Source organism: Novosphingobium sp. MMS21-SN21R, from assembly GCF_031846015.1.
GTDB lineage: Bacteria > Pseudomonadota > Alphaproteobacteria > Sphingomonadales > Sphingomonadaceae > Novosphingobium.
Window position 1 is genome coordinate 569449 of record NZ_JAVRDU010000003.1, and the last position, 22042, is coordinate 591490.

Here is a 22042-nt window from a genome sequence, read left to right on the forward strand (position 1 = left end):
TCATCCCAAAGTCCAAGGTCCTAAGTCCAATATCGCGGCGCCGGTGCGCGCCCCATTCTCCCACGCAGTCGCAGAGATAGTCGACGCTTAACCTTCACGAAGGGGGATGGATATGAACACGAGGAAGGCGCTTTGCGCCTCGGTCGCCATGGGTTTTCTCGCCATGGCCGCAACGCCCGCGCAGGCCGGCACACCCGAATTGCTCAAGCGGCTGCACGAGAAAGGCATTCTCACCGACGACGAATATGCCGAGCTGATGGCCGAGGAAGCACGGCCTTCGCCCGCCGCCGCTTCGGGCGACACGATGACCAAGGCGTCTGAATCGGTCGATTCGAGCCGCATGGTGCGCATGGCCGCCAGCGGCATCGGGCTTGAGGTCGGGCCTGCCACGATCACGTTCTCGGGTTCGGTCAACGGGTTCTATGTCCACGACAATCCGCAGACACCTTCGGCCACGACCGCAGTCGTCGGCGGCGTCGCCAGCGTGGGCAGCAACAATGCCAGCGCGATCCGCAATGGCTTGTTGCCGGGCTTCCTCAAGGTTGGCGTGACCACGCAGCAGGCCGGCTGGGACGTGGGCGCCACTTTCGGCATGTATCCGGGCATCAACTCGACCGCATATGGCGCTCTGGGCGCGAACAATGGCGGACAGCCGACCGCGCTGGGCACTGCCGGGATCGACTTCCGCCAGACCTATATGACCTTCGGCAAGGCCGGGATCGGCACGTTCAAGATCGGCCGCGACATCGGTCTGTTTGCTTCGGAAGCCATCCTCAACGACATCACGCTGCTGTCATCGGGCACCCCCGGCGGCAACGTGGCGCCCGGCAACACCACGCTTGGCCGCATCGGCGTTGGCTATATCTACACCGACTTCCAGCCGCAGATCACCTACACCACGCCGTCGTTCTCGGGCCTTCAGGCCTCGGTCGGCGTGTTCCAGCCGCTGTCCTCGCTCACCGGCCCGGTCCAGGCCAATTCCGCGCCCGGCTTCCAGGGCAAGGTCACGTATGACGGCAAGTTCGGTGATGACGTATCGGCCCGCCTGTGGGTCTCGGGCGTGACGCAGAAGCACGACGAAGTCGGCGGCGGCAGCTTCACCGGCAAGGGCGTGGATGCGGGCGCGAAAGTCACCGTCGGCCCGGTCACCGCGACGGGCTATTACTATACCGCCAGCGGCCTCGGCACGACCGTGCTGGGCCTGTTCGATACCGATGGCAGCGGCAACACGCGGGACAGCCACGGCTTCTATGCGCAGGCACTGGCCACCTTCGGCAAGGTTTCGATCGGCGGCAGCTATGGCGAGAGCCATCTGGACTATGCCAATGCCGCAGACGCGGTGGCCAATCCCGATCTGCTCGACGTCAATTCGAGCTATGTCGGCCAGGTCCGCTATGGCCTGACCAGCTGGGTCACGCTGATCGGCGAGTACATCCACTCGAAGTCACGTGCCCATTCGGGCAACAAGGCGGAAAGCGACGCCGTGGCCGTGGGCGGGATCCTGTTCTTCTGACAAGACTTTAACCGTGGCGGGACAATTGCCCCCTTGCCACGACCCGCGAAAGTCGGAATGAGCCGACCTCGCATTCACCGGCGGCCCGCATGCTTTTGGGCCGCCGGAACCTCATTCGTCATCCTGAAAGTCGCAGATCATGGTTGACCGCAATTTCTCCCTCGCGGTGCTGGCGCTGATCGCCAGCGCTTCGCCAGCCATGGCCGACGACGCGCCGATCGTGGTGATCGGCAGCGGGCTTGAACAGACGCCCGGCACGCCCGCCTATTCGGCCACCCAGATTGATCGTGAGGCGATCACCTCGTCGGCTTCGGGCCGTATCGAGGACGTGCTTTCGTCGGTCGCGGGCTTCCAGCAGTTCCGCCGCTCGGACAGCCGCGCTTCCAATCCTTCGGCCCAGGGCGTGACCCTGCGCGCCCTGGGCGGCAATGCCACGAGCCGCGCGCTGGTGCTGCTCGACGGCGTGCCGATGGCCGATCCGTTCTTCGGCTACATCCCGCTCTCGGCCATCGCGCCTGAAAGCCTTGCCAGCGTGCGGGTGATGCGCGGCGGCGGTTCGGGTCCATTCGGCGCAGGCGCGCTTTCCGGCACGATCGCGCTGGAAAGCGCCGGGCCGGAGACGCTGGGGCTGTTTAACGCGCAAGCTCTCGTCAGCCAGCGCGGCGAGACCGAAGCCAGCGCCTCGATTGCGCCGAAGCTGGGCGACGGCTTTGCCGTGCTGTCGGGCCGCTGGGACCGGGGCAAGGGCTTCTTCACCACGCCCGAGGCGCAGCGCAGCGCCGCCAGCGTGCGGGCAAAGTATGAATCGTGGTCGACGTCGCTGCGCGTGGTTGCGCCGCTTTCGGACACGACCGAACTGCAGGTGCGCACGCAAGTGTTCCGCGATGACCGCGTGCTGCGCTTCAAGGGCGCGGATACGTCGAGCGAGGGCCAGGACGCGAGCGTGCGGCTGGTCGGGCGCGGCGATTGGCAGTTCGATGCCATCGGCTATGTCCAGGCGCGCAATTTCACCAACATCGTCGTCTCGGCCGCCAGCTTCAAGCCGACTCTTGACCAGTACGATACGCCTGCACAAGGGCTGGGCGGCAAGTTCGAACTGCGGCCGCCCCTAGGCGAAAAGATGGTGCTGCGCCTCGGCACCGACTGGCGACGCGCGTCGGGCACGATGAAGGAAAACGCGATCAGCGGCGTGACCGGCGCAGTTACCGCGCGGCGCAAGGCGGGCGGTGTGAACACCGACCTTGGCTTCTACGCGGAAAACGATGTGACGCTGGGCGCGGTGGTTCTGACCGGAGGCCTGCGCGCCGACCGCACGACGATAGCGGACGGCTATTTCGAAGTGCGCAACAATGCGGGCGCTTTGACCAGCCGCACGACTTACGCCGACCAGTCCGACTGGACGGTGACCTGGCGCGGCGGCGCGGTGGTTCATGCAGGCGACGTGGTAGCGCTGCGCGCGGCGACCTATTCGGGCTTGCGCCAGCCGACGCTCAACGAACTCTACCGCCCGTTCACGGTGTTCCCGGTGACGACGCAGGCCAATGCCACTTTGCGCAACGAAACGCAGAAGGGCTATGAGGCGGGGATCGACCTGACGCCGGCCAGGGGCGTGCGCCTTTCGGTGACCGGCTTCGACAACCGTATCGAGGACGCGATTGCCAACGTGACCATCGGCGCGAATTTGCGCCAGCGCCAGAACGTTGACCAGATCCGCGCGCGCGGGATCGAGGCGGCGGCGCATCTGGAAAGCGGCATGTTCCGCTTCGATGGGTCGCTGGCCTGGACCGATGCCGAGCTCCGCAATGGCGCGGCTTCGGCGCTGACCGGCAAGCGCCCGGCACAGACTCCGCGCTTTGCCGCATCGGCCACCGTGGGCATAGCGCCTGCTGCGGGCTGGCAAGTGGCGGCAACACTGCGCCATGTCGGCCAGCAGTTCGAGGACGACCTCGAGCAGGACAGCCTGCCCGCCGCGACCACGCTCGATGCCTTCGTGATGGTGCCGCTGGCAGGTGGGGCGAGCCTTGTCCTGCGCGGCGAGAACCTGTTCGACAAGGACATCGTCACGCGCAATTCGGGCGGGTCGATCGATCTTGGATCACCGCGCACGCTCTGGGCGGGCCTGCGTTTCGCGATCTGACCGGATGAGCGGCTTGCGGGTCCTTTCACTGGCGCTGCTGGCATCTGCCAGCCCGGCCACCGCGCAGGAGGTGGGCGAGATTGTCGTCACCGCGCCGGGCGGCGCGATCGACATGGACGAGGCGCGCGATCTGAATGCCGCCGCGCTGGATGCCTCGGGCAGACCCGACCTTGCCCGCGCTCTCGAACGCAGCGTTCCGGGGCTGACGCTGGCCGAGGCGAGCGGGAATGCCTGGCAGGCGGCGATCACCTGGCGCGGCTTTTCGGTTTCCGCGCTGCAAGGGGCCGAGCAAGGCATGGCCGTCTACCTTGACGGGGTGCGCTTCAACCAGCCCTTCGGTGACGTGGTGCTGCTCGATCTGCTGCCCGACGCCGCGCTGGTTTCGGCGCATGTCAACGAGGCGAACCCGGTGCTGGGGCGCAATGCGCTGGCGGGGTCGTTGCTGCTGAACACGGGCGATGGCACCAGCCTTCCGGGCCTGCGCGCCAGTTTCGATATCGATACCGAAGGCAGCAAGGGCGGCACGGTTTCGCTGGGGCTGGCGGACGACAACGGCGATCTGTTGCTGCTGGGCGATTTCCGCGACGAGCCGGGCTGGCGCGTGGCCAGTCCTTCGCGGCTCTATCGCGGGCTGGCCAAGGGGCGGCACAAGGGCGATGGCTGGGGTCTGGAGTTCTCCGTGCTCGGCGCGTCGACGCATCTGACCGGCAATGGCGTTGCCCCGGTTGAACTGCTGGACGCTGACTGGCGGGCGGTTTTCACCCGGCCCGATACCACCTCGACACGGTTCATTCGGCTCATCGCCGCGCCCTATATCGAGACGGGCGAGAGCGGGCGGGTGGAACTGCGCGGATATCTGCAGGACATGACCCGGCGCAGCGCCAATGGCGATCTGGCCGATTTCGGCGTTTGCGATGACGACGCCGCCCTGCTTTGCGTGGGTGACGAGGACGAAGGCTATGCCGACGCACTGCTTTCGGGGGCCTTGCGCGTTGCGGACGATGGCAGCGACAATCCGGCGGTGTTCAATCGCGGCGAGGAACAGACCCGCGCCTGGGGCGCGACGCTGCAATGGCTGGACGAGCGCAAGACCGCCACGGGCACGCGCCGCATCGCGCTGGGCGCTTCGTGGGAACATGCCGCCACAAGCTTTGGCGCGATGAGCGAACTTGGCAGGCTGGAGGCTGACCGCTCGGTCACCGCACTGCATCTGCCGCTGGTGTCGGCAGGCGGCGCGATCACGCCGGTGGACGTGGCCACGACGCTGACCGACGTGGCGCTGTTTGCCAGCGCCGAAATGCCGCTGACGCAGGCCCTCGCGATCGAGGCAGGCGCGCGTTATTCGCACAACCGCGTGGAACTCGATGACCGCATCGGCACCGCGCTTGACGGGCGGCATCGCTTCGATGCGTTCAATCCCTCGGTGGAACTGGATTATGCGCTGGGCGGCGGGGTGCACGCCACCGGCGGATTTTCGCTCACCAGCCGCAACCCGACGCCTGCTGAACTGAGCTGCGCCGACCCTGAAGCGCCGTGCACGCTCGCCAACTTCTTTATCGCCGATCCGCCGCTGAAACAGGTCAAGTCGCGCAACTGGACCGCCGGGATTTCGGGCGAGGGCAGCCGCTTTGACTGGCGCCTGAACGCGTGGCGCGCCGATACGCGCGACGACATCCGCATGATCGCCTCGCAAGTGCGCGGGCGTGCCTACTTCGCCAATCTCGGGCACACCCGGCGGCAGGGCGTGGAAGCCTCTGCCGACTGGCGGCGCGGCGCGTTCCATGTCGCGGCCAGCTATGCCTTCACCGATGCGCGGTTCCGCGACGGGTTTGCCATGTCCAGTCCGCAAAACCCGGCAGCGGAAGATGACGGCGTGATTGCCGTGGCGGCAGGCGACCAATTGCCGGGCGTGCCGCGCCACGCGGTGAACCTGCGGCTGGCGCGCGAGGCGGCGGACTGGTCGGTGGGAGTCGCCATGCGCGCCCGCTCTGGCCAGTTCCTGTTTGGCGACGAGGGCAACGATACCCCTCGCACCGCGTCCTATGCGGTGTTCGACCTCGACGGGCGCGTGCGGCTGTCCGAGCGGTTCGAACTGGTGGCGCAACTGCGCAACCTGCTGGATCGGCGCTATGGCACGTTCGGCACGTTCGCCGAAGTGGACGATATTGCGCTGGTTGAGGCACCCGGTGCGGAAGACCCCCGCGCGCTTGCGCCGGGGGCGCCAAGGCGGTTGACGGTATCGCTCAGGGCGAAGTTCTAGGCAGCAGTTCGGCCTCAAGCGCCGGGTAGAAGTGCGATACGCTGCGTTGCAGTTCGTAGCGCGCGGATTTCAGCGCGGCGAAACGGTCGGGGATCGGCATTTCACCGGCCTCGGTCATGTCGAGGCCGGTGTTGACCGCGCGGCGCAGGGTGTCTTCGACCCAGCCGAGCCAGTCGCGGGTCTGCGCGATGCCCTGGCCAGACGTGTCCAGCGGGCCGTGGCCGGGGATCAGCGCGCGGTGCGGGATTGCCGTGAGCGTATCGAGAGAGGCGCGCCATGCGGGCAGATCGGCGTGCGGGGTGGAGGGCGCGCGGTTGTGGAACACGAGGTCGCCTGCAATCAGCGTGCCCGTCGTCTCGTCGAGCACCGCAAGGTCGCCGCCTGAATGGCCTTTCAGCGCGAGCAGGCGCAGCGGCCTGCCGCCGACGGTCAATGCGCCTTGCGCCAGATCGCCCTGTGGCAGCGCGACGTGGGTGTTCTTCATCCAATCGGCGAGAAGCCGGTACATCGCATCGGAAAAGCCTTCGCCATCGCGTTCGAGATCGGCGCGGGTGGCGGGCAGGGCGTGGATCATGGCAGGATCGAACGCCGCCGCACCCATGGCGTGATCGGGGTGCAAGTGGCTGATGAATACGCGCGCGACGGGCTTTCCGGTGAGGCTCTTCGCCAGCGCCGCCAGCGCCTGTCCGTGGGCGAGGCTGACGCCGGCATCGAACAGCACCGGGCCTTCGGCGGTGGCGAGGATCGCGGTGTTGGCAATCGCGCCGCCGTTGGCAAAGGCGATGGGTTCGTCCACCCCGCGCACCAGCCAGATGCCCTCGGCGACCGGCTCGGCGCGGGGGCGGTAGGTTCCGGCGAACTGTTCGGCAAAGGCCTGACATGGGCAGAGCAAGGCGGGCAGGGCGAGACCCGCACCAAGAAGACCGCGCCGGGAAAGCGTCACGGCTGGGCGATGCCGGCGAAAGTCAGGCCCGCGCTGTCGGTGGCAGCGAAGCGGATCGGGCCACTGGCGGCCACCAGCACGGTGAACGCAGGGTCTTCGGATACCGAGCCGCCCACCTGCATCTCCCCGAGTGCCTTGCCGCTCTCGTCGCGGATCGTCAGCCGCTCGATGTTGTAAGCGGCGATGTTTTCGACAAGGCCGGTGTCCATCGGGTGGCGGAAGGTCATGCGCAGGCGGGTCTCGCCAGTGGCACGCTCATGCCAAGCCGCTGCGCGCGCTTCGCCCAGATGATCGGCCCAGTCGCCCTTGACCCGGCTGACCGGCGGGGCCGAGCAGCCACCGCCCGCCGCATCGATCCACCCGCCGCCCACGTGCCATGTGCCATCGGCGGTGAGCACGGCGGCGCGGACCGGGGTGCGCTGGTCAAGCTTGATGCGCGTGGAGACATAGGCAGCGGCCGCCGTGGGCGCATAGTCCACCGCGACGGGGATCGGGTTGAGATCGGCAAACAGGACGATGCGCTTGACGCCCGGAAGCGTGCGGGCATCGACCGTCACCGGGAACACGCGCTGGTTTTCGGCAATCTCGGGCATGTGCACGGCGACGCGGCTGTCGAACACCACAGGCGCGCTGCCGAACAGGCGCTGCGCGTGGAATTCCCACATCGGCGAGCCGAGCGGATCGGCGGGCAGCGGCGCGGCCAGTGCCAACGAAGGCGCTGCGAGCGCCGCGATCAGAGCCATCAGGCGGTTCATTCACGCATTCTCCCAAAGGCCTATGTAGCGGGCGCGGAAGGCAGCGCATATTGGACCAAGGACCAATTGGATGAGGACGGCCCGCATGGTGCGGATATTGGCGGGATTGCTGGCGCTCACCGCGCTGACAGGCGCGCCTGCCTTGGCAGAAAAGCCGGGGCGGGGGTCAGCCGGTGCGGTTGCCGCCGATTTCGATTCGGATGGCTATCGCGCCGCACGCTATCGCGCACCGGTTGACCGCGCGCCGCATCCTGCCCGCCGGATTGTGCTGGGCAAGGCGCTGCGGCTGCACGCGACAGGCCGCGCGCTGTTCATCGATGTCCTGCCGGTCGAGGGCGGCTACCGCGATCGGGCGAGCGGCGTGTGGCGGCTGAGCCAGCCCCATGCCACGATTCCGGGCGCGCAGTGGCATCCCGAAACGGGCCGCACCGCGCCCGACCCGTTGCTGTGGACTGGGCTGGCAAGAGCAGTCGCGGCGGCGCGCAAGGACGATCCGCGTCTGCCCGTGGTGCTGTTCTGCCGCAGCGACTGCTGGATGGGCTGGAACGCGGCGCGGCGTCTGGGACGCGGAGGTGTTGGCCGGGTCTATTGGCTCGCCGAAGGGATCGACGGCTGGAATGGTGCTGGCCGCGCGCTGGTGGACGCCGCGCCGGTTGCGATTGCGGAGTGACGCGCCAAAAACAAGGACGCCCCCGCCCGTAGAACGGGAGGAGGCGTCAGTCGGACCGGGCAGGTGAGAGGACGCTGCCGGTGCCGGGAGTTCGGGTCAGCGCTGCTGTTTGAGATAGGCGATGATCTCGGCGCGCTTGGCGGCGTCTTTCAGGCCGGGGAAGCTCATGCGGTTGCCCGGCACCAGTGCGCGCGGGTTCTCCAGCCACTTGTCGAGCGTGGCCTCGTCGAGCGTCAGGCCTGACGACTTGAGGGCGTCGGAAAAGGCGTAGGAACCCTGGCCCATCTTGTGGCCGTAGACGCCATAGAGGTTCGGGCCGATCTTGTCGGGCGCGCCCTTTTCGGCGGCGTGGCACACCGCGCAGCGCGCCCAGCTTGCGGGCGGTGGGGCGGCAGCGACGGCGATTTTCTCGGGCGTGGGCGATGGCGTGGGCGCCGGGGCCTTGGCCGAAGCGCTCGCAGTGGGGCTGGGCGTTGCCGAAGGGCTGGCGCTGGCGCTCGGCGAAGGGGCCGCTTCCGATGGCATCGCGGCCGCGCTGGCGGTTTCACTGGGCGTTGCCGCCGCGCTCGCGCTGGCCGAGGCTTCCGGCGCAGGCTCGGTGCCGCCCGAACAGGCGGCGAGCAGCGCGGTGGCAGCGCCTGTCAACATGCGGCGGCGCAAGGTCTGGTTGATCACGGCGGTCTCTCCAGCGGATTCGTTCGTTATGCCAAGGTATTGGCACCACAGGGGGCAACGCGGGAATTGGACTTATGACCCCCGACCATGGGCCAATTTTTCGTCTGGGCCAGACCTGTGAGACTGGCTATCGCATCAGGCCTTGGCCGTATGGGGGGAAAGCGCGGTGCTGGGCGAACACGAACAGAGGCGCGAGGTCGTCGCCGAAATGCATTTGCGGCGCTGGCCCACGGTCATCGCGCCGTGCAGTATCGTCCAGTTCGTGCGCGTGGTGGAGCCGGGCGACCGGGCGCGTGAACTTGGGCAGGTGCGCGAGGGCCTGGGGGCGGACGAGGCAGCCCGCCCGCGCCATCTGGCAGGCGCGCTCGGCACGGGCGTTTCCGCCACATGGGAGCGGCACAGCGAGGCGAGCACGCTGACGCTGTTCGTGGCGGAGGACGCCGCACCCGAAACGCTGGCAGCGGCGACCGCGTGGGCGCTGGACATGCCGGGCAAGGTCCTGCGCGCCACGCGGCTGATCGTGCTGGCCACCGAGGCCGAGGCGGAGGCGGCCTTGCCCGATTGCGGCTTTGCGGCGGGCGAACTGGTAACGTGCCGCCTGTGCCCCGATGGCGAAGACAGCGCCGTGCGGATCTGGTCGGACTTCCGCTTGCGCGACGATGGCTTCGGGCTGATCGTGGTGGCGGCTGGCACCAGCCCCGCGCCGACGCTGTCGCGCACGCTGCAGCGGCTGCAGGAACTGGGCAATTACCGCAACCTCGCGCTGCTCGGCCTGCCGGTGGCGCGCGAGGGCTGGGGCGAGCTAGACCGGACCGAGCGCGAACTCGATGCGATCAACCTTGCGCTGACCCGGCCCGAGATGACCGACGACGCGCTGATGAAGCAGGTATTCGACTTGTGGGGAGGATTGATCGCGCAAGTCTCGGCCTCGACCTACCGCATGGACGCGACGCAGGCCTATGCCGCCATTGTCGAGGAACGGCTGGCGGAACTGAACATCCGCGCCTGCGCCGGGCACCTGTCGCTGGCTGATTTCACGCAGCGCCGCTTCCTGCCCGCCGTGCGCACTTGCGCCGCCTATGCACGCCGCGCCGATGCGCTGGTGCAGCGCACGGGGCAAGTCGTCGCGCTGCTGCGCACGCGGATCGAGACGCGGATCGAGAATCAGAATGGCCGGCTGCTCGCCTCGATGGAAAGCAGCGCCTCGCGCCAGCTCCGCCTGCAACAGCTGGTCGAGGGTCTGTCGGTGGTCGCGGTCAGCTACTACGCGCTGGGACTTGTCGGCAAAGTGCTGGAAGGCGTCGGCGAAGTGGTGCCGGGGCTGCATGTCCACCTGTGGACCGGCCTCGCCGCGCCGGTCGTCGTGCTAGGCGTGTGGAGCGCGATCCGCTGGCAGAAACGGCGGATTTTGGGGCATTGAGGGGGGAGCGGGAGAATTGCGGGGGGCGGCTGGTAGTGGGGGTGTGTCGTTTTAAAGCTGCCGTTCCGGATGCGACGCCATTGCGGACGTGCCGCCTAGGTGCGACACAACGCTATGCGCATTGGGAAGACAGCTCTGCTAAGCCTCGCTGGTGGCGCTTTGTTCTTCGCCGGCTATTGGATCGGCATGGGAAACGTGCCTCAGCTAACCGAAAGTAGCGCGCTTAATTCCAACCTCGCCGAAGATCTGGACGGCGCCGAACGGCAAGTTGAAGATGCCATACGGCGGTGGTCGTCAAAGGCGGCGATGTCTGAAGGAGACGTGCGGCGAAATTGGTCACCCCGAGCGATGTTCATACCAACACGCAATCAGGGGCAGGGAATGCTGTGCATTCAACTTCAACTTCAGCCGGGAAACTTGGGAGGCTCACCGGTATATTGTTATCAAGCTGGCTTCTTTGAATCGGAAGAGGCGACGAAGCTCGTGGCCGAGTACAGCGACGTAGAATAAGCGTCCGCTTGCCAAAATATTCTTGCCGTAGCGGCTACTCGGCTTTCGCGGCGAAAGCCGCCCGTTATTCAGGCGCGAGATTCCGTTCGTCCTGAGCCTGTCGAAGGACGCGCGCCAAGGTTCGGGCTTTGCGATTCAGCGCTTGCCCTTGCGTGTTGAGGCAAGGGCGAAAGCGCGTGGACCTGACGGTTGCGCGCGTCCTTCGACAGGCTCAGGACGAACGGGGTCTGGGGTTGGTTGCGGGGGCTTGGTGGTAAGGGGTGCCCTGAGCGTTCACCCCTTCGCCGGGCGCTCCTTCAGCCAGCCGATGCCGCGCCGCAGGAGGTCGTAGAACACCGGCAGGTCCCAGGCGCAGCGGTCAACCGTGGGCCACCAGTCGAGCATGGGTTGCAGATCGTAGTGGCCGCGGCAGTGGCCGAGCGTGTTGTAAAGCACCGCGCCTGCGCCGTGGTCCTTGAGATACATCACCGGCTGGGTGCCGAGCGCGTCCGCCGCCTCGACGAAGCCGGTGCCCTCCACCGTGCATTCGGTTTCGAGCAGGACGTGCAGGTGCCCGTGGCATTCCATGTGGTAGAGTTCGTCGGTCGTTTCGAACGGCTCGATGCCCTGCGTTAGCGGATGGTCCGGGTCTGCCACGGTCACCGTATAGGGCGCGATCGGGGGGTGGCTGAGGAACTGCGTGCCGAGCAGGTCCATCATCAGCGGCGCCCAGCGCGGCGCGTCCCACAGGCCTGCGTTGGGGCCTTCGGACAGCAGGCGCAGCACCGAATTGGTGCCGTGGAGCGCGTACCAGCGCCCGCCCGCTTGCAGCCAGTCGCGCAAGGCTTCCTGCGCGCCAAGCGAAGGCGTGACATCGCAGGTGTAGGTGATGAGGATGTCAGCCTCGGCAATCGCGGCTGTGTTCTCGTAATCCTCGAACACGCGGGTGCGCACCGATGGGTCTTCGGCCAGCAACTTCAGCAGTTCGAGCCGCGCGAAGTCCATATCGTGCCACACGCCGCCGCAGATCAGCACGCAATTGATGCGTGGTGGGTTCGCTTCTTCGGTCATGCGTTCAGATACTTGTCGAGCGTCTGGTGGAACTGGCGGATGCGGATTTCCTGATAGTCGCCCAAGTTGACCTCGCCGGTCTTGGAGGCGTGGAGGCCGTCCTGCACATAGGGCAGGTTGTCCATGTCCTGTTCGAACACGTGGCCCAGCACGCCGAGTTCGGGCGCGTCGGTCCACTTCTGCTCAGGGGTCAGCAGCTTCATCGCCGCGCCGTGCGGCATCGGATCGCCCTTCTTGACGCGGGCGAGGATGCGCACTTCCATCAGGCAGGTGTCGGGCGTCTTTCCGGGGCGCCAGCGATAGACGATGTTCGGCATGAACCCGCCCCACGGCGCGAAGTTGGGGAACACGTTGTACACCAGCCCGTCGAGCAGTTCGGCATCGGTCGCGTGATCGTGATCGTAGCCGGTTTGCGCGGTATAGCCCGCGCGCATGGCGGCGCCCAGCGCGGCGCGCGCGGTCATGCCGTCGGGCACGGTCACGGCAAACGGATCGGCACCCTCATAGTTGTCGCCCGAGCGGCCATTGTATTTCACGAACTCGTCGACGATCCACTGCTGGGTCTTGCCCTCGGGATCGACATGCGGGCTCATCACGCCGAACGGGGTGTGATTGACGTTCACGTTGTCGCCGTAGATCCAGTAGGCGGCGTTGGCATCGCCGGTGAACGGCAGCAGTTGTGGGTGGGTCACCACCGTGTGCCACGCTTCCATGAACGCCTCGGCGGTGACTTTCCAGTTGGCCTTGACCTCTTTGGCCACCCAGATCACCGTGGTGCATTCCTCGTGCCGCCAGCGCTTGAAGAATTCGGGCAGTGGGGCGAGGTATTCCTCAAGGCTTGGGCCGCCCTTTTCCTCGCGCAGGAAGATGTAGCCGCCCCAGCGGCCCACTTCGGCCTCGGGCAGGGCCATCTTGTCTGCCTGCAGGTGCTTGAAATCCCACGAACAGGGCATGCCATCGAAGCTGCCGTCCTTGTTCCAGGCAAAGCCGTGGAACGGGCAGGTGAACTTGTCGGCAGTGCCATCTTCGGTGCGCAGCTTGCGCCCGCGGTGCAGGCAGACATTGTGCATCGCCTTGACGCTGCCGTCTTCCTGACGGCTGATCAGCCATGACCGGCCCGCGATCTCGAACACGGTGTAATCGCCCGCTTCGGGAATATCCTCTTCGCGCGCGGCGAACTGCCAGACGTGGGGCCACATCTTTTCGCGCTCAAGCCGGGCGAAGTCCTCGCTGGTGTAGCGACTTGCCGCCAGCGGTTCCGAGCCGCGATACTCGTAGCTTTCCGTGGTGAGCATGGCGGGCGCGGGGCGCGAATCCTGCTCCAGCAGTTCCAGCCAGCTGATCGCCTCGCATCGTCCCTTGCCGCCGCCCATGTTGGGATCACTGTCAGCCATTATCGATTCCTCGCCCCACGATGCTTGCAAAGCTGCCATTTCGGCATTGCTGCCGGTTTTGACCCGCGCGCGGACGTGAGTCACCTTGCTGAAAGCATAGGTTGTCACGTTCGCGGGGGCGCGTAACCACTGTCTTCATAAATTCATGCGGATTCTCGCGGGAGAGAACTTTTGTCAAAGAGGCTTGAAGGCAAGGTCGCGCTCGTTACGGGCGGCACCACCGGCATCGGCGCGGCTGCGGTCGCGCGGTTGAGCGCCGAGGGCGCGAAGGTGTGGTTCACCGGATCGAAGGAAGAGGCCGCCGCCGCGCTGGTCGCGGAAACCGGCGCGGTGTTCCGCAAGCACCGCGTGCAGGACGCAGCGGCATGGCCGGTTCTGATCGACGAGATCATCGCGGCGGAAGGCCGCCTCGACATCACCTTTGCCAATGCCGGGATCGAAGCGGGCGACGGTTCCATCGAAGACGTCAGCCTCGAAGGCTGGAGCAACATCATTGCGGTCAACCAGACCGGCGTGATGCTGACCGTGCAGAATGCGATTCTGGGCATGAAGCGCAACCCGGACGGGGCCAAGGGCTCGATCATCATCAATTCCTCGATGAACGCGACGCGGCCCTTGGGCAATTACGTCGCCTATTCGGTATCCAAGTCGTCTGTCTGCGCGCTCGCCAAATCGGCGGCGGTGCACTGCGGCCAGCAGGGCTATGCGATCCGCGTCAACGCGATCCTGCCCGGCGTGGTCGAAACCCCGCTGATCCAGAACATCATGAACGCGCAGCCCGATCCGGCAGCTGCGCGCGCGATGTATGAAGGGATGGCGCCGATGAAGCGCATGGCGCAGCTGAACGAAGTGGCCGGACTGGTGGCCTATCTTGCCAGCGACGAAGCCGGGTTCATTTCCGGCGCAGAATACGCAATCGACGGTGCGACGACCGCCGGAATGATGGGGGTTTGAATATCATGGAGCTTTCTGCACAGCGCCTCAAGGGCCGCGTCGCTTTCGTATCGGGCGGCCTTCGCGGCATCGGCCTTGCCTGCGCCGAGCGCTTTCTGGCCGAGGGTGCCGAAGTCGTGCTTTCGGACCTCGATGCCGCCGATAGCGATACTGCGCGCGACGTCATGGCCAAGCTGGGCCAGGCCGCCAGCTATGTTTCGGCCAACGTGGCCAAGGAAGAGGACTGGGAGCGCGCGGTCGCACTGGTCAAGGAACGCCACGGCAAATGCCACATCCTGGTAAACAACGCCGGGATCGATCTGACCGGGCCGGTCGAGGAGCTTTCGATGGAAGGCTGGCGGCGGATCATGTCGGTCAACGTTGATGGCGTGTTCCTCGGCACCAAGCATTTCGTGCCGCTCATGGCGGAAAGCGGCAAGGAATTCCGCGGCGGGGCATCGATCATCAATGTCAGCTCGATCATGGGCCTTGTCGGCATGAACGAGGTTTCGGCTTATAACGCGAGCAAGGGCGCGGTGCGCCTGTTCACCAAGGGCATCGCCATCGAGTTCGCGCAGAAAAAGATGCCGATCCGCGCCAATTCGCTGCATCCGGGCTTTGTCGAGACGCCATTGCTCAAGGCTGGCTTCCAGCGCTGGGTCGATCAGGGCTTTGCCGAAAAGCCCGACGATCTGGTGGCGGGCGTGGTTGGCATGACGCCGATCGGACGCCTTGCGCAGCCAAGCGAACTCGCCAGCGCCGCCTACTTCCTCGCCAGCGAGGATTCCAGCTACATGACCGGCACCGAACTGGTGATCGACGGGGGATACACCGCACAATGATCGGACTTGATAACGTTGTCGCCGTCGTCACCGGTGCGGCAGGCGGGATTGGCCGCGAACTGGTCAAGGCGATGAAGGCGGCGAATGCTGTCGTGATCGCCACCGATCTCGCGCCCGAGGCGACAATCGAAGGCGCGGACCATTATCTGCAACACGATGTGACCAGCGAGGCCGACTGGAAAGCCGTCGCCGCGCTGGTGCAGGAAAAGTATGGCCGTCTCGATGCACTGGTCAACAACGCCGGCTATTCCATCGTCACCAAGTTCGACGAGACGCCACTGGCCGATTTCCACCGCGTGAATGCGGTGAACGTCGATTCGATCATCATCGGCACGCAGGTTCTGCTGCCGCTGCTGCGCGAAGGCGGCAAGGCCCGGTCCGGAGGGGCGTCCATCGTCAACTTCTCCAGCGTGGGCGGCCTTCGCGGCGCGGCATTCAACGCGGCCTATTGCACCAGCAAGGCGGCGGTGAAGATGCTGTCGAAGTGCCTCGGCGCCGAATTTGCGGCGCTGGGCTACAACATCCGCGTCAACTCGGTGCATCCCGGCGGCATCGATACTGCCATGCTCGGCTCGATCATGGACCGATATGTCGAACTGGGCGCAGTGGCATCGCGCGAAGTGGCGATGCAGGGTATCGTCGCCAATCACCCCATCGGCCGCATGGGCCGCCCCGATGAAATGGCGGGCGGCGTGGTCTATCTTTGTTCGGAATCGGCCAGTTTCGTGACTTGCGCCGAGTTTCTGATGGATGGCGGCTTCAGCCAGATCTGATTGCGTGCCAGCGCCGGAGGGGTATTTCTCCACTGGCGCTGGCACGCGGCTTTTGCAAAACCGCGCGCATGGCACAGATCACCCGCGCGACGAAGGCACTGGACGAGGCGGGGGTAGCCTTCGCGCTGCGCAGTTATGCCTATGATCCCTCGGCAGACAGCATCGGCCTTGCCGCCGCGCTCGCGCTCGGCGCCCCACCTGCGCAGGTGTTCAAGACGCTGATGGTTCTGGCAGACGGCAAGCCTGCCTGCGCTATTGCACCAAGCGACGGTGAAGTCTCGCTCAAGCGCGTGGCCGCTGCGCTGGGCGCAAAAGCCGCAGAGATGATGCGCCCCGCCGACGCCGAGCGGATCACTGGCTACAAGGTGGGCGGGATCAGCCCGTTCGGGCAAATGCGCCACGTGCCCGCTGTGCTCGATGAAACCGCGCTGCTGTGGGACGCGATCTTCGTCAACGGCGGGCAGCGCGGGCTGCAGGTTCTGGTGAGCGGCGAGGATGCGGCGCGCGTGCTTGGGGCGGTGGTGGCCGATATTGCGGCCTGATGCGCGCGCGTCCTTCGACAGGCTCAGGACGAACGGGGGTTGGGCAGGGTTTATCCCCGGCCTCGCCCGGTTCGCATGACATTCCCCAAACCCGTTCGTGCTGAGCCTGTCGAAGCAACGCGCACGCCGCAGGGGCATGGCTCAGCATAGGCTACCGCGTCAGGTAACCGCCCTCGACCGCGAGGCTGTGGCCGGTGACATAGCTCGAGGCGTCCGAACACAGCCAGGCGCTGGCTTCGGCGACTTCCTCGGGCTTGCCGATACGATTGAACAGGCTGAGCGCGGGCGCGTACTGTTCGACGGTGAAGCCATTGGCGTCGAGCGCGGCGCGGAACATCGGGGTGTCGATCGCGCCGGGCAGGACCGCGTTCACGCGGATGCCGCGCCCGGCATATTCGAGGCTGCCGGTCTTGGTCAAGCCGATCACGCCGTGCTTTGCGGCAACGTATGCGGCGTTGTTTGGTTGCGGGCGCACCGAACTGACCGAGCCGATGTTGACGATCGAGCCGTGACTGCCTTGTGCCAGAAGCTGCCGGATCTCGTATTTCATGCAGAGCATGACCGAGCGCAGATCGACATTCAGCACCTTGTCGAACACCGCCATGTCGGCTTCGTGGATCGGCAGGGTATCGGGCGTGATCGCGGCGTTGTTCACTGCGCAATCGAGGCGGCCATAAGTGGCAACCGTCTCGGCCAGTAGCGCCTCGACCTCGCGCTCGTCCGCCACGTTGGTGACGACCGCGTGGGCAGTGCCGCCCGCGTCGCGGATCGCAGCGACCGTCTCGGCGGCGGTGGCGGGGTTGATGTCCGAGACGATGACCTTCGCCCCGCGCGCGGCGAGAAGCTGCGCGGTGGCGGCGCCCATGCCGACCCCTGCGCCGGTTACGATGGCGACCTTGCCTTCAAGGCTGACGAGATTGGGGTTCATTGGGCTGCTCCTGCGGCGATCCACTGGCGGATCATGGTGATCTGGGTTGCGGAAAGAGGCGCACCGCCGAACGGCATCTGCGCGCCCGAACCGCCCTGCGCGATGTGCGTGCCCTCGAGTTTCATCACGAGGTAGCTCTTGTCCGGCTCGCCGGGCGCGACGCGCATGATTGCGGGCGCTTCCTGCGATGGCTGGCTGACGAGGAAGCCGATGGCCGCATCGCCGACCAGTGACATGTTGCCTGCCTCTTCACCGGTGAGGTGGCAAGTGGCGCACTGGCTTTCGAGCAACGGCACGATGTCTGCCTGATAGGACGGAGCAGGCGTGACTTCGGCCTTGGCCGAGCAGGCGGCGGCGATCAGGGCAGCTGCGGCCAGCGCGATGACTCTCATGCCTTCACCGCGTGTTTCGCCGCGATATAGCCGAACGTCACGGCCGGGCCGATGGTGCCGCCCGCGCCGAGATAGGCCTGTCCGGTCGGCGCCGCAATGCAATTGCCTGCGGCATAAAGTCCGGGGATCGGCTGTCCGCCCGCCGCCAGCACTTGCGCATTGGCGTTGATCTGCGGGCCGCCTGCGGTGTCGAGCGTGCCGGGACCGAGGATCAATGCGTAGTAGGGGCCTTTGGCGGCAAACGGGTGCATGGTGTTGTTGGGGTAGGGATTGGCAGGCTGCGCGGTGCCAGCGCGGCGGGCCGAGAACAACAAGTGCCATTCGCGGTCATAGAGATATTTGCCGCGCCCGAATTCGGGATCGACGCCCTTTTTGGCATAGGCGTTGAAGCTGGCGACGGACTGCTTGGCATTGGCCGCAAATTCGGGCGCAAGCCGCGCACCGCCGGTGCGTCCGGTCCACCCCGCCAGTTGCGCGTCGATCTTGCCGAAGACCTCGTCCCAGGTCTGGCCTTCGATCAGGTGGGGCTGTTCCCCCTTGTTCGCGGGGAACGGGAACGCCCCGCCAAAAGCGTCGATGCTGCGTTCGTCGAACAGCATGAACATCAGGTGGTTGGGGTATTCCTCATGGGCCGGGTCATAGGTGAAGTGCGCCTGCGTGCGGTCGTTGTAGTCGCGCTTTTCGTTGACCACGCGCTTGCCGTACTTGTTGACGAGGATCATCGAATCGCCGGGCAGGACGAAGGCGCCAAGCCCTATGCCGCGCGTCTTGAGCGCCTCGCCGAGCACGACCTGCGTGCGCCAGCCAAGGCCCATGTTGCCCATCATCGCGCCCGCTTCCTGCGCAATCGGGATGAAGTCGCCGGTCGATCCGGGGGTTGAGCATGACCCGTAGACGGCGGGTTGGTGCACGTCGCACAGCGCCGCGTTGTGGCTGTAGCCACCGGTGCCGAACACCACGCCCTTGCTCGCCTTGATACGGATGACCTTGTCGCCCTGGACCGCTTCTGCGCCGATCACGCGGCCCGATGCGTCCTTGATCACACGGGTTACGCGGGTGCGCGTCAGGATCGGCACGGCCTTGGCCTTCAGATAGGCGTGCATCTGGCTGGCAAGGCTGCCGCCGCCCTGGGTCGAGCCGGAGCCGGTGGCGGGTTCCAGCGCGCGGCCGGTGGGCACCTTGTTCTCGGGCAAATGGTCGGCATAATCAGGCGCGGGCTTGTCCACCTGGAACAGGCGGAACTGCTTGAACTGCACGGCATCGAGTTCGCGCAAATGATCGACCGCGGCAGAGCCGTGATCGTAGAACGCCTCGACCACGCGGTAGCGGTTTTCGTCGAGGCCGAGGGTGGGGCTTTCAGGATTGTACTGGCGCGGATAGCCGTAGCGCACGGTGTAGCGCAGGGCGTCGTCCTTCTTGTCGTCGATGCCCTGTTCGCGGAAGATGAAGTGGTTGAAAATCCAGGTGACGCCGCCCGATTTGGCCGTGGTGCCGCCAAGGATCGGCATCTTCTCGATCATCATCACCCTGGCACCGGCGGCAAGCGCGGTGACAGCGGCAGTGCCAGCAGCCGCGCCGCTGCCTATGCACAGCACGTCGCATTCATGGTCCCAGCCAGAAGCGGGCGAGTCTGCCGCCTGCGCCGCCGTGGCGATTCCGCCGGTTGCCGCAACGGCTGCAGCAACGCCTGCGCCAGCCAGAACCTGGCGGCGATGAATACCCTTGGTGGGCTGTGTCATGCTGGTGTTCTCCCGTTTTTTATCGTTATGCCAAGCTTGGCCCCGATCCCGCGCGCAAGCGCGAGGGGCCGGGGCAAACTGTGGCGTCAGCGCCGGCCCGCGATGTAATCGTTGATCACTTCGTGGAAGCGGCGGACGCGGGTTTCCTGTTCCGACAGGTAGGCATCGTCATGGCCGAGCGAGTGCAGGCCCTGTTGCTGGGTGACCGCCACTTCCAGATCCTGAATCAGGAAATCGCCCTGCTTGATCTCGGCGGTATAGGCGTCGAAATCGCCGGTCTGGTGCTCGGCATCCTTCCACGGGCGCAGGCCGTAAAGCGTCGGGATCTGCTGGCCTTTGATCTCGGGCGAGAGATACCAGTAATCGAAGGTCGACCAGTTGGGGTCTTCCATGTCGGGTTCGGTGCGGAACACGTGCAGGCCTTCGGGCGTGCCGGTGATGGTGAAGTTGGGAAAGCAGGTGTGGTGGAACTGGTCGGTCAGTTCGTCATCGCTCAGCGCGGCAAAGTGCGTGAACCCGCGCTCCGCCCCCAGCTTGCGCCGCGCCTGTTGCAGCGCGATGCGGCCTTCCTGCGCGCGGCCTTCGAAGTCGGCCGGGTCAAGCTCCCATTCCGTCAGCACTTCGGCCCAGAGCGGCTTGATCTGCTGCGCATCGGCATAGCGGCTCGATGGCTGCAGCTTCTCGATCATGCGGTTGTGCCCGCTGGGGTACATCTCGAACACCGTGGCCGAATAGTGATCGTCGATCATCCCTTCGAACTGCGGGTGAACAGACGGGATGTGGTAGCTCTCGTTGAAGTTGTCGGACGCGAACTTCCAGTTGGTGTTGACCCGCAACGTGCGCCACACGACGCGCTTCCAACCCGCCAGATCGCGGTTCTTGAGCAGCGACGGAATCGGCGAGAGGTATTCCTCCAGCGGCACCGCATTGGGATCGAAGCTGTAGAACACGAAGCCGCCCCAGGTTTCGCAGGGCACTTCCTTCATCCGCAGCGTGGCGCAAGGGGAGCCTTGGGGGAAGTCTTCTTCGTCCTGCACGTGGTCGAGTGCGCCGTCGATGTTCCACTTCCAGCCGTGGTAGGGGCAGGTAAAGTGGTCGCCCACGCCGCCTTCTTCCACGCCGACAAGGCGGTTGCCGCGATGGCGGCAGACATTGTGGAACGCGCGGATGCCGCCGTCCTTCTGGCGCACCATGATGACCGACTGGCGCATGAAGTTGTGCGTGATGAAATCGCCCGGCTCTTCAAGCTGCGAGGTGCGCCCGCCGACATGCCAGATGCGCTTCCACATGTGCTCCCATTCGAGCGCGGCAAAGTCTTTCGACCAGTAGCGGTCGCCGGTGATCGCATCGCCGCGCGCCTTGGGAAACTGCGCCTGTTCGTCGGTCGGGTAAGTGGCCCCCGGATTGGGAATTTCGATGTAGGCCGCCATTGGTTCTCTCCAATGAACCGGGCCATCTCCCCATCCGGCCGGGTCGGGTTTCGATTGATTGTTATTTTTTTGAAGAACTTACTTCGCGTTTTCGAGCGTGCCCGAGAGCGGCATCAGGAAATCCATGGTGTAGCGCGTGGCCTTCCAGCCCGCATCGGTGCGGCGCACATCGAAGTAGTAGCGGCCATTGACGGTCACCGCGCGGCCATCCTTGCCCACGCCCATGCCGATCACATAAGCGCGCATCGACGCGGTATCGCCGTCGTATGCGGTGACCGCGAAATTGGTCAGGTAGTGGGCGTGATTGGCCATGTTGGCGAAGACGTTGGTGAAGAATTCGCGGATGCCCTTGTGCCCGACCTGCGGGGTGAGGCCGATGCCCGAAAGATCGAACACAGCGTCCTCGGTGAAAACATCCAGCACCGCGTCGATATCGCTGACGGTGTCGACCGCATGGGCATAGGCGATCATCAGGTCCTGAATTTCGAGACGGTCGTCGATCGGGCACTTCATGGCTTTGATTTTCCTCGATTGTTGGAATGTTTCCCCGGGGAAACATTTTTCGTGCGGCTTGATCCGCTCAGCCAAACAGCGGCCGGATCGGGTCGGTCACGCCGTCCCAATCGGCAGCGCCTTGTGCGATCATCGTGAAGGCGTCGGTCTGCACCCCGTTCTTCTCGACGATCTCGATCATGCAGCCGAGCGCGGGCGCAGTGTCGACATAGCAGAAGCGCATCTCGCCGAACTTGCTGTCGACCGCGACGACGAAGCCCTGATCGACATAGCGCTGGCGGGTGGCGTCGTAGTCGTCGGTATAGATGCAGAAGTGGTGGAAGCCCTGGGTGCCCTTGGCGATGGTGTCGCGGTAGGCGCTCGGGCGGTCGCAGTGCTGCTGGATCAATTCCACCTGCATCCCGCCCGATTGTGCCAGCGCGACCGAGAAATCGAGGCCTTCGCCGGGTTGGCCGCGATATGTCATCTCGGTCAACTGGATGTGCGGGACCATGTAGAACGGCCCGATGCCGGTGGTCTTGATCCACGCCTTGGCGGCGGCCTCCACGTCATCGACGATGAAAGCCACCTGCATCAGGTGAGGACTGGTCTGGCCCGGCGTTACTTCGATCCCGCTCATGCCA

Annotated in this window: 21 protein-coding genes; 10 read left to right on the forward strand and 11 right to left on the reverse strand. The window is 65.7% G+C overall.

Translation table 11 applies throughout. The annotated features are described in order from the left end of the window. The first annotated feature begins 112 nt into the window (after nt 1-112). The 3 genes from RM192_RS18745 to RM192_RS18755 all read left to right on the forward strand — a co-directional run bounded on the left by RM192_RS18745 (nt 113) and on the right by RM192_RS18755 (nt 5910). Entirely contained in the window at nt 113-1513 is a 1401-nt protein-coding gene (locus RM192_RS18745) for a porin (protein WP_311509182.1), read from the forward strand. A gap of 139 nt (nt 1514-1652) precedes the next feature. After that, on the forward strand, nt 1653-3650 hold the full coding sequence (locus RM192_RS18750; protein WP_311509183.1) for a TonB-dependent receptor: 1998 nt from the start codon (nt 1653-1655) through the stop codon (nt 3648-3650). A 4-nt stretch (nt 3651-3654) separates the two neighbouring features. Beyond that, entirely contained in the window at nt 3655-5910 is a 2256-nt protein-coding gene (locus tag RM192_RS18755) for a TonB-dependent receptor domain-containing protein (protein WP_311509184.1), read from the forward strand. On the opposite strand, the gene RM192_RS18760 is transcribed toward RM192_RS18755, so the two are convergent. Next, nucleotides 5894-6853 carry a quinoprotein relay system zinc metallohydrolase 1 gene (locus RM192_RS18760; protein ID WP_311509185.1) on the reverse strand — a complete coding sequence of 320 codons (960 nt, stop codon included), beginning with the start codon at nt 6851-6853 and terminating at the stop codon, nt 5894-5896. The genes RM192_RS18755 and RM192_RS18760 overlap by 17 nt on opposite strands. Beyond that, nucleotides 6850-7608 carry a quinoprotein dehydrogenase-associated SoxYZ-like carrier gene (locus tag RM192_RS18765; RefSeq protein WP_311509186.1) on the reverse strand — a complete coding sequence of 253 codons (759 nt, stop codon included), beginning with the start codon at nt 7606-7608 and terminating at the stop codon, nt 6850-6852. The genes RM192_RS18760 and RM192_RS18765 overlap by 4 nt, the downstream gene beginning before the upstream one ends. Nucleotides 7609-7678: 70 nt before the next feature. Here RM192_RS18765 and RM192_RS18770 point away from each other — a divergent pair, with 70 nt between their 5' ends. Beyond that, nucleotides 7679-8278 (forward strand): rhodanese, encoded by a 600-nt coding sequence (locus RM192_RS18770; protein WP_311509187.1) that lies wholly within the window; start codon nt 7679-7681, stop codon nt 8276-8278. 96 nt (nt 8279-8374) lie between these two features. Here RM192_RS18770 and RM192_RS18775 read toward each other — a convergent pair whose 3' ends face one another. After that, nucleotides 8375-8953: a c-type cytochrome gene (locus RM192_RS18775; protein ID WP_311509188.1), complete on the reverse strand. Its 579-nt coding sequence runs from the start codon at nt 8951-8953 to the stop codon at nt 8375-8377. A 142-nt stretch (nt 8954-9095) separates the two neighbouring features. On the opposite strand from RM192_RS18775, the gene RM192_RS18780 reads away from it, so the two are divergent. Together RM192_RS18780 and RM192_RS18785 are read left to right on the forward strand one after the other, a co-directional pair. After that, nucleotides 9096-10373 (forward strand): DUF3422 domain-containing protein, encoded by a 1278-nt coding sequence (locus tag RM192_RS18780; protein ID WP_311509189.1) that lies wholly within the window; start codon nt 9096-9098, stop codon nt 10371-10373. Nucleotides 10374-10487: 114 nt separating this feature from the next. Continuing rightward, nucleotides 10488-10883: a hypothetical protein gene (locus RM192_RS18785; protein WP_311509190.1), complete on the forward strand. Its 396-nt coding sequence runs from the start codon at nt 10488-10490 to the stop codon at nt 10881-10883. Between the two features lie 273 nt (nt 10884-11156). Here the strand turns inward: RM192_RS18785 and RM192_RS18790 are convergent, their stop codons facing one another. Beyond that, on the reverse strand, nt 11157-11933 hold the full coding sequence (locus RM192_RS18790) for a ThuA domain-containing protein (protein ID WP_311509191.1): 777 nt from the start codon (nt 11931-11933) through the stop codon (nt 11157-11159). Continuing rightward, entirely contained in the window at nt 11930-13327 is a 1398-nt protein-coding gene (locus tag RM192_RS18795) for an aromatic ring-hydroxylating dioxygenase subunit alpha (RefSeq protein WP_311509237.1), read from the reverse strand. Before RM192_RS18795 ends, RM192_RS18790 begins: the two co-directional genes overlap by 4 nt. A gap of 171 nt (nt 13328-13498) precedes the next feature. On the opposite strand from RM192_RS18795, the gene RM192_RS18800 reads away from it, so the two are divergent. The 4 genes from RM192_RS18800 (at nt 13499) to ybaK (ending at nt 16417) form a co-directional block, all read left to right on the forward strand. Continuing rightward, complete coding sequence (locus RM192_RS18800) at nt 13499-14281, forward strand: SDR family oxidoreductase (RefSeq protein ID WP_311509192.1); 783 nt, start codon at nt 13499-13501, stop codon at nt 14279-14281. A gap of 5 nt (nt 14282-14286) precedes the next feature. Further along, nucleotides 14287-15102, forward strand: a complete 816-nt coding sequence (locus RM192_RS18805) for a glucose 1-dehydrogenase (RefSeq protein ID WP_311509193.1) — start codon at nt 14287-14289, stop codon at nt 15100-15102. Continuing rightward, nucleotides 15099-15875 (forward strand): SDR family oxidoreductase, encoded by a 777-nt coding sequence (locus RM192_RS18810; RefSeq protein WP_311509194.1) that lies wholly within the window; start codon nt 15099-15101, stop codon nt 15873-15875. Before RM192_RS18805 ends, RM192_RS18810 begins: the two co-directional genes overlap by 4 nt. Nucleotides 15876-15943: 68 nt before the next feature. Continuing rightward, complete coding sequence (gene ybaK / locus RM192_RS18815; protein ID WP_311509195.1) at nt 15944-16417, forward strand: Cys-tRNA(Pro) deacylase; 474 nt, start codon at nt 15944-15946, stop codon at nt 16415-16417. Nucleotides 16418-16568: 151 nt separating this feature from the next. On the opposite strand, the gene RM192_RS18820 is transcribed toward ybaK, so the two are convergent. The 6 genes from RM192_RS18820 to RM192_RS18845 all read right to left on the reverse strand — a co-directional run bounded on the left by RM192_RS18820 (nt 16569) and on the right by RM192_RS18845 (nt 22038). Further along, on the reverse strand, nt 16569-17345 hold the full coding sequence (locus tag RM192_RS18820; protein WP_311509196.1) for a glucose 1-dehydrogenase: 777 nt from the start codon (nt 17343-17345) through the stop codon (nt 16569-16571). Beyond that, nucleotides 17342-17737: a hypothetical protein gene (locus RM192_RS18825; protein WP_311509197.1), complete on the reverse strand. Its 396-nt coding sequence runs from the start codon at nt 17735-17737 to the stop codon at nt 17342-17344. The genes RM192_RS18820 and RM192_RS18825 overlap by 4 nt, the downstream gene beginning before the upstream one ends. Then, nucleotides 17734-19476 (reverse strand): FAD-binding protein, encoded by a 1743-nt coding sequence (locus tag RM192_RS18830; protein WP_311509198.1) that lies wholly within the window; start codon nt 19474-19476, stop codon nt 17734-17736. Before RM192_RS18830 ends, RM192_RS18825 begins: the two co-directional genes overlap by 4 nt. Before the next feature lie 86 nt (nt 19477-19562). Next, nucleotides 19563-20906 (reverse strand): aromatic ring-hydroxylating dioxygenase subunit alpha, encoded by a 1344-nt coding sequence (locus tag RM192_RS18835; RefSeq protein ID WP_311509199.1) that lies wholly within the window; start codon nt 20904-20906, stop codon nt 19563-19565. A gap of 78 nt (nt 20907-20984) precedes the next feature. Beyond that, nucleotides 20985-21419: a nuclear transport factor 2 family protein gene (locus RM192_RS18840; RefSeq protein ID WP_311509200.1), complete on the reverse strand. Its 435-nt coding sequence runs from the start codon at nt 21417-21419 to the stop codon at nt 20985-20987. Nucleotides 21420-21486: 67 nt separating this feature from the next. After that, on the reverse strand, nt 21487-22038 hold the full coding sequence (locus RM192_RS18845) for a VOC family protein (RefSeq protein ID WP_311509201.1): 552 nt from the start codon (nt 22036-22038) through the stop codon (nt 21487-21489). Nucleotides 22039-22042 lie beyond the last annotated feature (4 nt).